Origin of the sequence: Exiguobacterium sp. s131 (assembly GCF_018617345.1) — a bacterium.
GTDB classification, from domain to species: domain Bacteria; phylum Bacillota; class Bacilli; order Exiguobacteriales; family Exiguobacteriaceae; genus Exiguobacterium; species Exiguobacterium profundum.
On the sequence record NZ_JACSJX010000001.1, the window covers coordinates 2,007,730 to 2,024,277 of the forward strand.

Annotated in this window: 15 protein-coding genes; 6 read left to right on the top strand and 9 right to left on the bottom strand. The window is 48.1% G+C overall.

Annotated features, from left to right (window positions below):
* Genes KNO69_RS10355 through KNO69_RS10365 form a run of 3 tightly spaced genes read left to right on the top strand, consistent with a single transcriptional unit; the run spans window position 1 to window position 2,310 of the window.
* Entirely contained in the window at window positions 1-924 is a 924-nt protein-coding gene (locus KNO69_RS10355; RefSeq protein ID WP_214817710.1) for a magnesium transporter CorA family protein, read from the top strand.
* 36 nt (window positions 925-960) lie between these two features.
* Window positions 961-2,052, top strand: a complete 1,092-nt coding sequence (gene dinB, locus KNO69_RS10360; RefSeq protein ID WP_214689366.1) for a DNA polymerase IV — start codon at window positions 961-963, stop codon at window positions 2,050-2,052.
* A gap of 39 nt (window positions 2,053-2,091) precedes the next feature.
* Entirely contained in the window at window positions 2,092-2,310 is a 219-nt protein-coding gene (locus KNO69_RS10365) for a YhzD family protein (RefSeq protein ID WP_015880927.1), read from the top strand.
* Between the two features lie 40 nt (window positions 2,311-2,350).
* On the opposite strand, the gene KNO69_RS10370 is transcribed toward KNO69_RS10365, so the two are convergent.
* The 4 genes from KNO69_RS10370 to KNO69_RS10385 all read right to left on the bottom strand — a co-directional run bounded on the left by KNO69_RS10370 (window position 2,351) and on the right by KNO69_RS10385 (window position 6,307).
* A complete protein-coding gene (locus tag KNO69_RS10370; protein ID WP_214817713.1) occupies window positions 2,351-2,842 on the bottom strand; it encodes a hypothetical protein in 492 nt (163 codons plus the stop codon).
* 62 nt (window positions 2,843-2,904) lie between these two features.
* Window positions 2,905-4,680, bottom strand: a complete 1,776-nt coding sequence (locus tag KNO69_RS10375; RefSeq protein WP_214817716.1) for an SLC13 family permease — start codon at window positions 4,678-4,680, stop codon at window positions 2,905-2,907.
* Between the two features lie 128 nt (window positions 4,681-4,808).
* Window positions 4,809-5,180: a YlbF family regulator gene (locus tag KNO69_RS10380; protein WP_015880924.1), complete on the bottom strand. Its 372-nt coding sequence runs from the start codon at window positions 5,178-5,180 to the stop codon at window positions 4,809-4,811.
* A 35-nt stretch (window positions 5,181-5,215) separates the two neighbouring features.
* Complete coding sequence (locus KNO69_RS10385; protein WP_214689406.1) at window positions 5,216-6,307, bottom strand: DUF445 domain-containing protein; 1,092 nt, start codon at window positions 6,305-6,307, stop codon at window positions 5,216-5,218.
* A 69-nt stretch (window positions 6,308-6,376) separates the two neighbouring features.
* Here KNO69_RS10385 and KNO69_RS10390 point away from each other — a divergent pair, with 69 nt between their 5' ends.
* Window positions 6,377-7,225: a PucR family transcriptional regulator gene (locus KNO69_RS10390; RefSeq protein WP_353047486.1), complete on the top strand. Its 849-nt coding sequence runs from the start codon at window positions 6,377-6,379 to the stop codon at window positions 7,223-7,225.
* A gap of 104 nt (window positions 7,226-7,329) precedes the next feature.
* Window positions 7,330-8,427, top strand: a complete 1,098-nt coding sequence (locus KNO69_RS10395; RefSeq protein ID WP_015880921.1) for an ABC transporter ATP-binding protein — start codon at window positions 7,330-7,332, stop codon at window positions 8,425-8,427.
* 41 nt (window positions 8,428-8,468) lie between these two features.
* Here the strand turns inward: KNO69_RS10395 and KNO69_RS10400 are convergent, their stop codons facing one another.
* The 3 genes from KNO69_RS10400 to KNO69_RS10410 form a co-directional block, all read right to left on the bottom strand.
* A complete protein-coding gene (locus tag KNO69_RS10400) occupies window positions 8,469-9,119 on the bottom strand; it encodes an amino acid ABC transporter permease (protein WP_214689380.1) in 651 nt (216 codons plus the stop codon).
* Window positions 9,116-9,874, bottom strand: coding sequence for a transporter substrate-binding domain-containing protein (locus KNO69_RS10405; RefSeq protein WP_078146406.1), 759 nt, complete (start codon window positions 9,872-9,874; stop codon window positions 9,116-9,118). The genes KNO69_RS10400 and KNO69_RS10405 overlap by 4 nt, the downstream gene beginning before the upstream one ends.
* 126 nt (window positions 9,875-10,000) lie before the next feature.
* Complete coding sequence (locus KNO69_RS10410) at window positions 10,001-11,728, bottom strand: phospho-sugar mutase (RefSeq protein ID WP_214817730.1); 1,728 nt, start codon at window positions 11,726-11,728, stop codon at window positions 10,001-10,003.
* A gap of 100 nt (window positions 11,729-11,828) precedes the next feature.
* Here KNO69_RS10410 and KNO69_RS10415 point away from each other — a divergent pair, with 100 nt between their 5' ends.
* Entirely contained in the window at window positions 11,829-12,644 is an 816-nt protein-coding gene (locus tag KNO69_RS10415) for a sulfurtransferase (protein WP_078146404.1), read from the top strand.
* Between the two features lie 13 nt (window positions 12,645-12,657).
* On the opposite strand, the gene KNO69_RS10420 is transcribed toward KNO69_RS10415, so the two are convergent.
* Window positions 12,658-15,090 carry a glycogen/starch/alpha-glucan phosphorylase gene (locus tag KNO69_RS10420; RefSeq protein ID WP_214731803.1) on the bottom strand — a complete coding sequence of 811 codons (2,433 nt, stop codon included), beginning with the start codon at window positions 15,088-15,090 and terminating at the stop codon, window positions 12,658-12,660.
* Window positions 15,091-15,112: 22 nt separating this feature from the next.
* Entirely contained in the window at window positions 15,113-16,546 is a 1,434-nt protein-coding gene (gene glgA / locus KNO69_RS10425) for a glycogen synthase GlgA (RefSeq protein ID WP_214689392.1), read from the bottom strand.
* Between the last annotated feature and the right edge of the window lie 2 nt (window positions 16,547-16,548).

Consider the following 16,548-nt stretch of genomic DNA (forward strand, 5'->3'; position numbering starts at 1 on the left):
ATGGAATGGGATTGGTATACACGACCGGAAGATTATGTGCATGTTGATCAGCTATATGCTCAAGCATATACGTATTGGCTTGAACAATTGACGACTTCGAATGTGACGAAGATTGTCGTCGAAAATGGATATATGTATGGTTCACTCACGCTCGACTATGAACAGTTAGAACGGGAGCCACAAAAAATTGGACACTACTTCATTGGACCTGATTTTTTGTGGACAATCGGCTTTGATGATTTGCACCATGAGTCCGTTCTTGCCAAACAATGTGATTCTCCGATCGAGGCGTTTTATGAGTTGCTTGCCGAACGGATGAACAACTACTTTCATGGCATCGATGAATTTGAAGAACGATTGATGGCCGCTCAGCGTGAAATGACGGGACAAGTTCCCGCTACGTTCATGAATGAGATTTTTGGTCTTCGCAGTGAGATCGAACGGTGGTCCGATACGGTCACCCCATATAAGGAGCTTGTCATGGCGGGACGAGAGGCTTTTTTAACGATCGATTTGCAGCAGTTGAAGTCGTATCAGCTTGCCGATTATCGAGTCAGTCGATTGCTGACACTCATCAATCATTATCAAGAAGACGTGATTGCGATGACAGACCTCGCCTCCACCCTGTCAAACTTCCGAGGGAACGAAATCATGAAGGCACTAACCGTCTTCACCGCGCTGACGACTCCCGTCGTTGCATTCGGTGCGGTTTGGGGAATGAACTTTAAAAACATGCCTGAACTGGAATGGCCGCTTGGATATGGATTCGCCTGGCTCATGATTCTTCTCTTCACGCTCATCATCCAAGTGTGGCTGAAACGGAAGAATTGGATCGGGTCATTGCTACAGTTTCCGAATCAGACGACTTCAACGAAACATCGATCAAAACAAAAATCTCAAAAAACGAACAAAAGTTCGGTATAATGAAAGAAAAGTGATTCACACAAGAAAGGTGATGTTATGGAACGACTCATCATTCATGTGGACATGGACGCATTTTATGCCTCTGTCGAACAGCGTGACCGTCCTAACTTACGAGGAAAGCCCGTCATCGTAGGAGGCCCACCCCACAGCCGTGGGGTCGTCGCGACATGTTCCTATGAGGCGAGGAAATACGGCGTACACAGCGCGATGTCATCACGTCGCGCTTTTGCCTTGTGTCCCCATGCGACGTTTGTCAAACCACGGTTTCAGGCCTATCGACAAGTCAGCGCACAAGTGATGGAGATTTTTAAGTCGGTCACACCGCTCGTCGAACCACTCTCGCTCGATGAGGCTTACCTCGATGTGACGGAGAATTCGTTATTGAGTACATCCGGACCCTTTATCGCCCGGTATATATTAGGCGAGATTAAGCGTCGCACCGGCCTCACTGCATCTGCCGGAGTCGCACCGTCAAAGTTTGTCGCGAAAATCGCTTCAGGATTTGAGAAACCAAATGGACTCACGGTCGTTCCGCTCGATGAAGTGGCAACCTTTCTGGCTCCCCTCTCCATCGAAGCCATGCATGGAGTCGGAAAAGTGACCGCCCAAACGCTTTATAAAAGTGGTTATCATACGATCGGTGACCTTCAACAAACTCGTCCTGAGCAACTGAAAGCCATCTTTGGACATGATCGTGGGCACCAACTATATGAACTGGCACACGGACGTGATACGCGTCCTGTCGTGGCCACGCGAGAGCGTAAGTCGATTGGGTCAGAAACGACGTTTGCATTTGATATCGATGACCCGGAAGAAGTGTTCGAACGGGTCATCCCAGAGATGGAGGACGTATTGCGTCAGCTCGATCGCCGCGACTTGAGCTGTCAAACGGTCACCATCAAAATAAAGACGAGCGAGTTTCAGGCTCGGAGTCATCAAATCAAATTAAACCACCCGACGCATGACCATGATGAGATTAGACGACTTGCCAGACGTCTTTTCGACGAGATGAACGTCATCGAGCCCGTCCGCTTGATCGGACTGACCGTATCCGATTTGATTCCCCGAACTGAATCGACACGACAGCTGACATTCGACGAACTGACAAAACCTTCTCTTGAAGAATGAATGACCATTCATTAAAATGAAGAAAAGGGGGTCGTGTGAATGGAAACATACACGGTGACAGGATTTGAAAATGATGGCACGCTCGTATTGAATGAAATGTTCGAAGCGAGCGACGATCAGTCGGCCAAACAAAAAGGGCTCGACATGCTTCGTGCTGCTGGACATGAGCATAAAGGGGCGCGTATCGTACGACGGGGGCAACTCATCTACTTCGAGCGTTGCAAATTACCGGGGAAACTGAAAGGGACGGCATCTTAACAAAAGTAGACCAGGACAATGATTGTCTTGGTCTACTTTTTCATTCACCATATTTTTTATTCCACGCATCCTGCCATTCTTGAAGATCGGGGTGAATATCTTCAAGCGATTCTCCGCTCAAACTATACCCGTTCCCTGAACCTGATCCGTCTGTCACGGGGAATGATGTCCCGCCGATGACCTTTCCATCCACAATCATTACCGAGACAGCAGTCTGTCCTTCGGGAGATTGCTCACCAATCGGGTGATCTTTCACCGTAAAGTTTTCGTAGTAGATGGTCTTACCCACGTATTCATCCGGTGATACCGATTGTAGTCCCCAAACGTTCCGTTCACGATCCTCTGCCAGTTCCTCTAAGGTCAAGGTACTCGTATGCTCTCCTTCAAAAGAAACGATCGAGTACTGTTGTTCCTCGAGATACGCTTCGGCCACCTGCCCGTTCTCCGTCATCTCCGGTTCTGATTCAGTTTCCATCTCTTTCCCACACGCAACAAGAAACAGGCAGAAGAATACAATCATCCATTTTTTCATCATCGTCCCCCCTTTCATCTGCTGATTCCTCTATTTTCGATACTCGTCCCCAAACCTCCTATTCAAAATGGGAAAAGGATGAGAATCATCAGAATTCCTATAATGCCCGTGATGAGTTGCAACGGCACACCGACTTTGACAAAATCCATAAATCGATAGTTGCCGATACTAAAGACCATCGCATTTGTCGGAGATCCGAACGGGGTCATAAAAGCGAGTGACGCCGAGATGGCGACCGCAACGACGAATGGAACCGGACTGACAGACATCGATTCGGCGAGTGCAATCGCAAGGGGGACGAACAAAATAGCGGTCGCTGTATTCGAGATGATTTGACTAAGAATCATGCTGGAGACGAATAAGACGACGAGTACCCATATAGGACCAAAGTCGGCAAACGTCCTTTCAATCCATGCAACGACCCATGCCATGATTCCCGCCTTTTCAAGCGCCGTTCCTACCGGGATCATGGCCGCAATCAAGACGAGCGAGGACCATTGAATGGATTGATAGGCGACGTCCATCTGTCGGACAGCCCCACTCAACACCATCGCTAGCGCAGCCATCCATACGGCAACGGTCGGGTCGACCCATTCCAACATGAACAGGAGCAACAACGTGAGCATGATGATGCCTGCTGCGAGCTGATGACGCCCGGATACGACTCGATTGGCCACCTCGGTCACCCGTTCATTCGATAACAGGTCATGTGTCGCTTGCTCCATCCGCTCTAAATCATCCCATGTCCCTTGTACCATCAACATGTCTCCTTGTTTCAGTGGGGTGTCTTTCAATCGCACGTGTGCAATCTCTTCTTGTGGTCGTATGACTTTTAAGACATTGACATGAAACTGATTACGTAACTGACTCTCACCGATACGCTTCCCGATTAATCGACTCACCCCTGGGACCGTGAACAGGAGAACCCCTCCGGTTTGATCATCTACACGGGTGGCCTCAATCGGTTCAAATGGAATCTGTTCTTTTTCGGAAAAGTTCCGAACGTGCCGTTCCTCGCCGCTGACAAGTAATTCCCCCGCACGTAGTACGGTGTCCGCATGAGCCGTCTCATGATGGTGCCGTCCATGAACTCGTTCCTTCAAGACTATAACCCCTTCATGAGACCATGAAAGGTCACGTAACTGTTTCCCAATTAACGGATGACTCTTTGCAATCGACATCACATAGACGTTTGGACGCAATGGCTCACTTATCTCCGTCTTCAACCACTGTTTCGCCCCTTCTTGATGGAGTAAGCGATTCCCGATTAGACGGAAATAGATCAATCCAATCACCATCACGACCAGACCAATTGGAAACAATGAAAAGAATCCGAGCGGTTCATCCACGAGGCCGCGGAGTGCTTCTGCCGCAACGAGATTGGGAGGTGTCCCAATCAGTGTCATCGTTCCACCGATGCTTGAAAAAAAGGCGAGTGGCATGAGATAAGAATCCGTAGATTGTTGGATTTTTCGTGCCATTACCATCACAACAGGAATGAGCAAAGCGACGGTCCCCGTATTGGACATGACACTCGACAAGAGCGTCACCGTCAACATAAACAGATAGAATAAACGCGTCGCATTCCCTCCCGCGTATGGAATAAGCAAAGAAGCCAACCGTTCCGCCAGACCAGAATGAAACAATCCCGCTCCGACCACGAACAGTCCAGCAATCATCAAGACGACCGGATTGGAGAAACCAGCCATCGCCTCACCTGGGGTCAATTGTTGTGTGAGCACGAGGCAAACGAGTCCAATCAATGCCACTAAGTCCGCCCGTAACCATCCTGCTATGAAAAAGAAAATCATCCCAAAAAGGATTATCACCGTGATCATGCTGATTCACCCTTTCACTATTGTCACAACTTCATTATAACCCACTTTATGTAAGCGCTTACTTAATGCGTGTGACAATCTCATCAACAAAAAAACGGATGGCTCAATAGCCATCCGCTCATCATTTGTTATTGAACTTCGTTTTCGTTCACCATCGGGGCATAAAGCTCCTCGAGTGGTTTCATGATGATCTTCGTCACTTCTGTAACGAGTTGGTGCATGCGTTGCTCTTCTTGCATGAGCTCCATGATCAATTCGTTCTGTTGAACGTTCATCATTTTCGTTTGCGCATCCATCATTTCCTGCTCAGAGATTTCCTCTCCTTGCATCTGCTTTTGTTGAAGCGTCATTTGGATGTTACGGAAGTCAGCGAACAACTGGTTCGCTTCCGCATCCGCATTGACACGATCGTATAAAGAAGAGAGTGTTGTGAACTCTTCAGAATCGCGAAGTGCTTTCTCCAATTGGTAAGCTTGGTCGTACAAGTTTGTTTGTGACATGTAACGTCCTCCTAAATGCTATTAGGGTTAAGCCATCACAAGATGGCAATCAACCCTTGAATCAACCCAATCATACCACCTAACAGCGCACCAAGCCATGTTATTGCCCGGAACTCTCGTTTCGAGATCGATAAGACGATCTCTTCGAGGTACGACGTGTCGAGTGATTGGACCTGCTCTTGCACAATCTTATCAATCTTCAATCGGTCCATGATTGTCTCCATTTGGTTCGTGAAGCGCTCAATGACAAGCGCGACACCTTGTGGAACGAGTTCGTCGACAATGCGGGATTCGACGGACTGTGTATACGACGAGACCGGACGATCCAATAATTGTCCGATTGGCAAACGAGATACAACTTGGTCTGTGATGCCATCGATGAGTCGTGCTTCGAGTCGGTCATCGATCAGTGTATCGACCGTCTTCTCACTGAATCGCTCAAATTCACGCGTGATCATCGTCGTCATTCCGTCACGGGTCGATTGACCACGTAAGATGTTGACGATTTCTGGTCGAACCATCTCGACAAAGTTCATGTTTTGAATGAACCCTGCGATAAATCCGAGACGACGCTGGACGAACGAGTCAACCATGTGACGAAGTTGCGCCTCACCTTCAGGAGAATAGAAATATTCCTCTGATTTGACGAGAAGCGCCTCTACGACTTCAGGAATGACCACTCGTACACGGTCCATCCCTTCTTCTCCAAGTAACTCAAACAGCTTTCGTTCTTTCACTTCAGCCATGACGTTCGATAGCTCGTCACGTAGTTTTTCATCTGCTAGCGTGAGGAATCGTGCCTCTGCGTTCGGATAGAGGGGTTCCAATAGCTCGCGAACCGTCTTATCCGAGCGTAACATCGTCTGGACCTCTTGTTGCGCAAAGTGCGTAATATGCGTCGTCACTTGGTCATCTAGCAATCGCTTCCGCATACCCTCTGGTGTCAATAAATGTTTGACGACCGTCTTCCCTAAACTAGATGCCAGTTCATCTCGACGTTTCGGAATAAGTCCTGGTGTAAAAGGAATCCGGAATGAACCGATGTATTTCGGTTCGTGTGGTCGGAATAACATCTTGATGGCGAGAAAGTTGGTCACGCCCCCGATGGTCGCCCCGATCAATATCATGAGTAAAATCTTTAATAACCCGTCCAAACTGCAAGCCTCCGATCTGAAATATGATACATTGTTGTTGAGGTGATAGTATTGAATACGTTTGATCGTATTAAATCGATTTTTCCGACTGCTGTCCATCGGTCGGAAGATGCATCTGGTGACCTTGATTGGTTCGAGACGCAAGATGGTACCCTATTCGGACTCCCCGCATTCGAATTGAGCGAACGCGAACAAAAGCTGTTGGCGATGTGGGCGACGCCAATCCTTCAATCAGACCCCCATCAACGAAAATGGCAAGCAACACTTCAAGATGAGACGTTTCGTTTTGAGCAACCGTTTCGGCTCATCTCTCTTTCTCTCCAAGAAGCAGAAGAAGAATCGTTCGAATCCTTCGTCAATATCGTCCGTGACTTTATGCCGCATGCCAAGGTCATCTTGATGTCGACAAGACATATCGAGCTAATTGAGCAAAGCCCATTCGTCGATCTTCAGGAGTTTGAGGACGTATTGCGGGCCATTGCGAGTGACTGTTTCATCGAGGCACATGCTGTCTATAGCGAACGTCCACAAGGTTCGCTTGCCCATGTGTATCGTCAACATCAATTGCTCATGCCATACGCACCTATGTCTACTAAAACTTACCCTGCTAGTCAATTATTATACCATTATTTACTACAACAGGACTCAAAAGAGCGGATGCATATCACTGCCCCGTTAATGCAAATGCTCGATTTATCGACAATCGAATTATTAGAGGCGTTGTTTCGTCACTCGTTGAATGTCTCGCATACCGCCAAAGCACTGTTCATGCATCGAAACACGCTAAATTATCGGCTCGATCGCCTATTTGAGACGACGGGTTACGATGCTCGAACGTTCTATGACGCTAGCCTTCTTCAACTCATGATCATGTTGCACAAATCCGATTGACGGTTTTTGTGCAACTTGTCCATATTCAATGCAAGCGGTTTCATCATATAATCGTTCTTGTAAGCGCTATTATATACACATAGATTCTTTAGGAGGCTAACGACATGGCAGAAATTCGTTTAGAACACATTGATAAAATTTACGATGGTGGCGTAAAAGCCGTCAGCGATTTCAACTTGCATATCAAAGACCGTGAGTTCATCGTCTTCGTCGGACCGTCTGGTTGCGGAAAATCGACGACACTTCGTATGATCGCAGGACTTGAAGAGATTTCAAACGGTGACTTTATCATTGATGGGAAACGAATGAACGATGTCGCTCCTAAAGATCGTGATATCGCCATGGTCTTCCAAAACTACGCACTTTATCCGCATATGAGCGTCTACGACAACATGGCGTTCGGGTTGAAGCTCCGTAAGTTCCCGAAAGACGAGATCGATCGTCGCGTAAAAGACGCTGCCCGCATTCTCGGTTTGGAAGAATACCTCGAGCGTAAACCAAAAGCGCTCTCAGGTGGACAACGTCAGCGTGTTGCCATCGGTCGTGCAATCGTCCGTGACGCAAAAGTCTTCTTGATGGATGAGCCACTCTCAAACTTGGATGCGAAACTCCGTGTACAAATGCGTAAAGAGATCATTCAACTCCACAACCGCTTGGACACAACGACGATTTACGTTACCCATGACCAAACGGAAGCGATGACACTCGCTACACGGATCGTCATCTTGAAAGACGGAATCATTCAACAAGTCGGTTCGCCGAAAGAAGTATATGATCATCCAGACAACATCTTCGTCGCCGGCTTCATCGGTTCACCATCGATGAACTTCTTCCGCGGTACACTCGCAGAAGGCAAATTCATCACGAACGGTGAAGAAGTCAACGTACCAGAAGGGAAAATGAAGACGCTTCGTGATCGTGGCTATGTCGGAAAAGAGCTCGTCCTCGGAATTCGTCCGGAATCAATCCACGATGAACCAATCTACATCGACTCACCAACGACACACACGTTCAAAGCGCACATCGATGTCGCTGAGCTCATGGGGTCTGAGTCTTACCTCTACGCTGAACTCGGTGGACAACAGTTCACAGCACGCGTTGACGGTCGCTCGAACATCCACATGGGTGACGACGTCGAACTCGCACTCGATATGACAAAAGCACACTTCTTCGACGGAGAAACTGAAGCAGTCATCCGTTAAGGTATACAAAAAACCTCGATTCGTCTGAATCGAGGTTTTTCTTATCGAATCGCGTAACGCTGTTCGAGTTTGTGTTGACCGGCTTGGATCAAGGTCGATAAAATCCAGTAAATCGACGCCGAGAACAAGAGCAACGGCATGACCAAATACGTCGTGGCCGCAATCTGGTCAGACACGTACGTCAACTCCTGTACCGCGATGACCGTCCCGAGGGATGTCGACTTGATGATGTCGATGACCGAGTTCGAGACAGGTGGGATGGCACGTGAGAGTGCCTGTGGGAAAATGATGTCTTTGAAACGTTTCATTTTCGGAATGCCGAGTGCGACACTTGCCTCCACTTGTCCTTTGTCGACCGAGTTGATGGCTGCTCGGAACGCTTCTGAGATATAGGCAGCGAAGTGGAAGCCTAATCCAAAGATGAGCGACTGCATCCCACTGAGTTGAACGAACCCGGTGAGCCCAACATATAAGATCAACAGTTGAAGTAAGAGCGGTGTTCCACGGAAGAACGAAATGTACGTCCGTGTGAACAATCGTACAATTTTAATCGGACTACTATGAAGTAAAGCGATGATCAGACCGAGCGCCAAGGCGAGAAGAATCGACAGGACACTGGCGATCAACGTGAGCTGGATGGCTTCAAGATAGGCCGAGCGGTTCTCTATGACGGTCGTGATCAGTTCATTCATTGACTGATATCCTCACCGAAGTACTTCTCACCGATTTCTTTCATCGTGCCGTCTTCTTTCATCTCTGTGAGCGCGTCGTTCAACTTGTCAAGCACGTCGCTATCTTGACGTGTCATGAATCCAGCTTCACTTGTGTTGAAGATATCACCGACTGCTTTGACGTCATAACCTGTTTTTTCAAGTTCCGTCAAGATGAAGAGACGGTCGTTGAGGGCCGCGTCCAAACGACCGACTTCGAGGTCTTGAAGGACTTGGTTCGCCCCTTTGTAGAATTTCACTTCAGCGCCAGCTTCTTCAGCCATTTGTGCATAAGCAGAACCTTGTGTCGATCCGACTACTTTTCCGTCAAGATCGTCGATCCCTTGGATGTCATTGTTGTCTGAACCAACGATGACTTGAGCTCCTGACACCGCGTACGGGTCAGAGAATGCATAGTTCTCTTTACGTTCCTTTGTGATGCTCATTTGGTTAGCAATCATGTCGATGCGTTCAGCGTCGAGTGCCGGGACAAGTCCTTTGAAGTCCATTGCTTCGTATTCCACTTTATAACCGGCACGTTCTGCCGCTTCGTTCAAGACGTCGATGTCATATCCAGTCAATTCACCTTTTTCTTTGTACGTGAATGGTGGGTATGTCGCTTCTGTTCCGACCGTGATGACCGCTTCGTCCGCTCCACTGTCTGTTTCGTTACCGCATGCTGCGAGAAGCCCGACTGAAGCTCCGATTGCGAGTACGCTCGTTAATGTCTTTTTCATAATAATTCCGCCTTTCCTATAATCCTTATATGATTACACGGTTTTAAACAATATCCTCATCATACTGGCGCGATGTCTTCATGTCAAACAAAAAACATCACCCTATTTCTAGAGTGATGTTCCTTATCAATCAATCGCTTTCGCTTGTTTCATAACATCCGCTTCAATCGCTTCACGTTTTGCGGTCGTCTTCTCGGCACGATCCGCATGCACACTGAAATAAAACTTGATTTTCGGCTCGGTTCCAGATGGACGAAGACAGAACCACGAACCGTCCGCAAAGACGAATTTCAAGACGTTTGATGATGGCAATTCAATCGTTTCCGATTTACCGGACTGTAAATCGATCGCCACTTGTTTCTTATAGTCTTCGAAACGGGCGACCTCATATCCACCGACTTCTTTTGGCGGATTGGCACGAAACGCCTCCATCATACGTCCGATTTGCTCGAGACCAGCTTTTCCTTTTAACGTCATCGACTGCAAGGACTCTTCATAGAATCCATACTTCTCGTAAATCGACTGCAGCGCATCATAAAGCGTCCGACCGTGTTGCTTATGATAAGCTGCCATCTCGGCTGCGAGTAGGCAAGCCTGAACAGCATCTTTATCACGACAGAAGTCTCCAATCAAATAGCCGTAGCTTTCTTCATACCCGAAGAGGAATTCATATTCGCCTGATTCCTCATATTGTTTGATCTTCTCCCCAATGAACTTGAATCCAGTCAACGTGTTCTCAAGATGTACACCGTACGCTTTTGCAATCGCAGCACCGAGTTCAGACGTGACGATCGTCTTAGCGACAAATCCATTAGACGGCAACGTACCTGTCTCACTCTTTTGTGAGAGGATGTATTCCATTAGGAGCGCGCCTGTCTGGTTCCCAGTCAAGACGAACCACTCCCCGTCCCGTCCGCGCACGGTCAAGCCCACACGGTCCGCATCCGGGTCCGTCGCCATAAGTAAATCAGCATCGACACGGTCCCCGTATTCCATTGCTAATTTAAATGCAGCCTTTTCTTCCGGGTTCGGATAACTGACAGTCGGGAACGCACCATCTGGCTCTGCCTGCTCCTCTACAATTGTCACGTGCTCAAATCCGTACGCCTTCAACCCTTCCATAACCGGACGGCGTCCCGTCCCATGGAGTGGTGAATAGACAATCCGAAGCGGGCTGTCCTGTACGTCATGATGAATCCGAATCGACTGGAGCGCCTCCATATAGGCTTCATCGACTGATGAGTCAACTGTAAGGAGTAGCCCCGTTTGTCGGAGCGCCGCTTCATCTTCAATCTGAATTTTCAGCTCGTCTTCAATCGCATTGACGTACGTAACGAGTTCATCCGCTTCCGCTGGTGGAAGCTGTCCTCCGTCTGCCCCATATACCTTGAATCCGTTATATTCCGGTGGATTGTGGCTCGCCGTGATCACGATGCCACCGAACGCATTTAAATGACGAACGGCAAACGACAGTTCAGGTGTGGCACGCAAACTTGGGAACAAATACGTCTTGATTCCGTTTGATGCCAATGTCCGCGCCGCTTCTAATGCAAACTCAGGCGAAAAATGACGTGAGTCATGGGCGATGACGACGCCGTGACGTTTCGCCTCTTCCCCTGATGCTGAGATAAAATCAGCAAATCCTTGTGACGCTTTTCGAATCGTATAGACGTTCATCCGGTTCGCACCTGGTCCGATTTCTCCACGCATCCCGCCTGTTCCAAACTCGAGCGTCTTATAAAATGCATCTTCTAATGTGGTTTCATTTTTTGCGAGTTCTTCAAGTTCCGCACGTAAATGCGGCTCGAGCCCTTCGAATTGATTCCAACGGTCATACGTTTGTTGCCATGTCATGATTCATTCCCCTTTCACCCTCAAAAAATTCAATCGAAGTACTCGCCAATTGCTTCCATCTTGTATACGATGAGAGTAACGAAACCTCGAGGTGATATTAATGTTTCCAACAATGCGTGCCCAAGAATTAAAACAAATCGTGCATACGAACTCGATTCGTTTCATCGATTGCCGATATTCGCTAAACGACGCGTCCTATGGTAAATATGTCTACCGAAAGGGACATCTTCCGAACGCTGTCTTTCTCGATTTGATGGAAGACTTGTCCGGTCCGCTCGGCGAACACGGCGGACGGCATCCGCTCCCTTCGAAAGAAGCATGGACGGCAACACTTCGTCGCATCGGCTTGAAAAAAGAAGATTTGGTCATCATTTACGATGACGGCTTCCCATTCGCAGCCCGTGCATGGTGGCTCTTCAAATGGGCCGGTCACGAACGGGTCGTTGTGTTAGAAGGCGGTATCCAATCTGGCATCACTTATTGCGGTGAGACCACTACGGACGTTCCACACTATCCGACAAGCGACTATACGCCAGACTTCCAAGACCATATGATTGCGACACTCGATGAAGTGAAAGCTGCTGCGAGCGGCTCACTCTATGATTCACGAACCGAAGATCGCTTCAACGGGTCACATGAACCAATCGACTCAAAAGCAGGTCATATTCCGAATGCATTGCTCTGCTCCTATGCCGAGGCCATCACAGAACTCGGGACGTTAGAAGACTTCCACGACTTAAAAGAACTGTATAAAGATGTTCTTCCCGTTGAGAACCCCATCTTTTACTGTGGTAGCGGTGTGACCGCCTGCGTCAATATTTTGGCGCTTCACGCTCTCGGAAAAGATGATGTCCGACTCTATCCGGGATCCTATTCCGATTGGATCAGCTATCCAGAAAACGAGGTCCACCCCTAAGGGTGGATCCTTTTTATTTTACGCTCGTCGGTTTGATATTCCAGACCGCGTTTGCGTATTCCGTGATGGTACGGTCACTCGAGAAGATTCCTGACTTCGCCGTATTGACGATTGAGCTTTCAGCCCAACGTGATTGGTCACTGAACACCTCATCGACTCGTCGCTGTGCCCGCATATACGAGACAAAGTCTTTCAAGACGAGGAAGTCATCGTTATAGACGAGGAGAGAATCGAAGATGGATTGGAATTGATATTCGCCCACTTTATCGAACGTTCCGTTGACAAGACCATCGACCACATCTTTGATTTCCTGATGTGCGTGATACATCTCTGCCGCATGATAGCCTCCGAACTTCTTATAGTTCATGACTTCTTGCGGAGATAATCCAAAGATAAAGATGTGATCATCACCGACGGCGTCACGAATTTCGATATTGGCCCCGTCTAACGTTCCAATCGTCAAGGCTCCGTTCATCATGAATTTCATGTTTCCGGTACCGGATGCTTCATAGCTCGCAGTCGAGATTTGTTCGCTCAAGTCAGACCCTGGGAAAATCCGTTCGGCCATGGAGACACGATAGTTTTCAAGGAAGATGACTTTAATGAATTGACTCGCCCGCTTGTCCTTATTGATGAGCGTGGCAAGGGCATTGATATAGCGAATGATCTCTTTCGCATAGTAGTATCCCGGTGCCGCCTTGGCGCCAAAGATAAACGTGCGAGGCACCATCGTAAACGTCGGGTCCGCTTGAATCTTCAAGTAAAGCGCATGGATGTGAAGGGCATTCAGCAATTGTCGCTTATAGGCGTGCAAGCGTTTGACTTGTACGTCAAAGATGGAATGAGGGTCCACTGTCTCTCCCGTTTCTTCTTGAATGTATGCCGCTAAGTCCAATTTGTTTTGTTGCTTCACGTCCATGACTTTTTCTTGGAAGCTCCGGTCTTTCGAAACATCCATCAACTTTTCCAAGTCGTTCGGATGTTCAATCCATGACGGGCCGATTGCTTCCGTAATGGCGTCGGATAATCCCGGGTTCGACTTCAAGAGCCAGCGACGGTGTGTGATCCCGTTCGTCTTGTTGTTGAAGCGAAGCGGGAACATCTCATATAAGTAACGCATCTCGCGCTGTTTTAAAATATCCGTATGAATTTGCGCTACGCCGTTCGTTGAATGAGAACCGACGACAGCGAGATTGGCCATATTGATCTGTTCGTTTGACACAATTGCAATCTCTCCCATATGGGATTCGAGGTGCGGATAGTTGACGAGTACGTCTCGACAGAAACGTCGATTGATTTCTTCGATGATTTGATACACGCGCGGCAGGAGGCGTTGGTACATCTCGACCGGCCATTTCTCAAGCGCTTCTGCGAGTAGCGTATGGTTCGTGAACGACATGACGCTCTTTGTAATCCGCCACGCCTCGTCCCAACCGTATCCATGCTCATCCATCAAGATGCGCATCAATTCAGGGATTGCGACGACCGGATGCGTATCATTGATATGAATCGCGTAATGGTCGCCTAACTGCTTAAGTGATTTATTTCGCTTCAAATAGGAAACAAGCATCGATTGAATGCCTGCAGATACAAAAAAGTATTGTTGTTTCAAACGTAATACTTTTCCTTCATACGTCGTATCATCTGGATACAAGAATTCCGAAATTGTCGCAATCGACTGTTTATGTTTCAACAAGTCTTTATACGTCCCTTTCGTCTTCTCTAAATACGCCTCGTCGTCAAGTGGTGATTCGGCGTTCCAAAGACGTAACGTATTCACGACATCATTCTTATAACCGATAATCGGCATATCATACGGAACGGCAAGAACAACCTCGTCTGGATGATGGACGACACGCAATCGATCTCCGATTTGTTTCATCTCAATCCAGCCACCGAAATTAATCTCGACCGCTTTATCCTGACGTCTCGTTTCCCACATGTTCCCGTCACGGAGCCAGTTATCCGGCAACTCGACTTGATAGCCGTCTACAATTTTCTGTTTGAAGAGTCCATAACGATAGCGGATCCCGTTTCCATGCCCAGGTAAACTGAGTGCAGCCAACGAATCGAGGAAGCAGGCGGCCAGGCGCCCGAGCCCTCCATTCCCAAGACCCGGCTCTGGTTCCAACTCGGTAATGTCTGTGAAGTCGTATCCGAGATCTTGCAGTCCGTCTCTAACGAGCTCCAATACGTCTAAACTAAGCAAGTTGTTGTATAAGAAGCGACCTAATAAAAATTCTAGCGAGAAATAGATGACTTGCTTACTGTGTTTTTCTTCTTGACGGTCGCGCGTGTGAATCCATTTGGGCATGGCCTGCTCGCGTACCATCGTTGCCAATGTTTGATACACTTCCTGCTCTGTCCCATCCTCGATCGACTTCCCGTTCAATGCAATGAACCGTTCTTTAAATGCGTCGACAAAGCTTTGTTTATCTGTGAACATAAATTAAGTTAGCTCCTTCCACTCATGCGAATAAATGATATAACTCACGATATTGCTTGGCGGATTGTTTCCAGCTATAGTCCGCGGTCATCGCTTGATGGACGAGGGCATGCCAGTTTTCTTTTTCATAGAAGACACGAATCGCTTTTTCAATCGTCGCCAACATCTCATGAGCATTGTAGTTCATGAATCCAAAACCGGTCCCTTCTTGCGTGAACTCGTTGTACGGCTTCACGGTATCCCGGAGTCCACCTGTCTCACGTACGATCGGCAAGGTGCCATATCGCATGGAGATCAATTGACTGAGACCACAAGGCTCAAAACGTGACGGCATTAAAAAGGCATCCGATCCCGCATAAATCAAGTGTGCGAGTTCGATGTCAAAACCGATATATGACCCGACTTTCCCCGGGTGAGCGGCTGTCATCTCGTGAACGATTCCTTCATATTCCGGTTGTCCCGAACCGAGGAACGCGAACTGGCAAGGGAGCTGTCCAAGTTCTTCACGGACACCGTTAATTAAATCGAGCCCCTTTTGGTCAACGAGTCGGCTGACAAAACCGATGAGCATGACATCGTCACGTACTTCAAGCCCAAGTCGCTCTTGTAACGCTCGTTTATTCGCAAGCTTTCCTTCTTTGTACGTATCAAGGTTATACGACTGTTCGATTCGTGCGTCTGTGTTTGGATCGTTCGTTGCCAAGTCGATGCCGTTTAAGATCCCTCGGACATCGACCGCGCGATGACGTAACGCCCCGTCTAATCCTTCACCGTAATAGGGTTCCATGATTTCGTCGCGATACGATGGGCTGACGGTCGTGATTTGATCGGAATGGACGATGCCGGCTTTCATGTAATTGACGAGACCGTTATGTTGAATTCCTTCGGCCGTGAAATGTTCAGGACCGAACTGTAGCAATTCTCCAAGAATCTCTTCTGGAAAAATCCCCTGGTATTGTAGGTTATGGATGGTATACACGGTGCGAATGCGTTGATACGCTTCAATATGTTGATAATGGATTCGTAAGAAGGCCGGTAAAATACCTGTCTGCCAGTCATGACAATGCAGGACATCGGGTACGTCTTCCATCTTCCCAATCATTTCGAGTACAGCGCGAGAGAAGAAGGCGAATCGTTCAGCATCATCAAAGTGTCCATATAAGACACCGTCACGTTTAAAGTAATACTCGTTGTCGATGAAGTAATACGTGATGCCGTCCCGCTCTAACTTCAAGACTGCCCCGAACTGTTTGCGCCACCCAACCGGAACAATCAGGTCGAATAAATACTCCATCTCGTCCACATACTCTTCAGCGATCGAGCCATATTTCGGCATGACAACACTGACTTCTTCTCCTAGGCCCGCCACCGCTTGAGGGAGCGAACCGACAACGTCGGCCAGCCCCCCCGTTTTCATGAACGGTGCCGCTTCTGAAGCAACATACCAAATTTTCATAA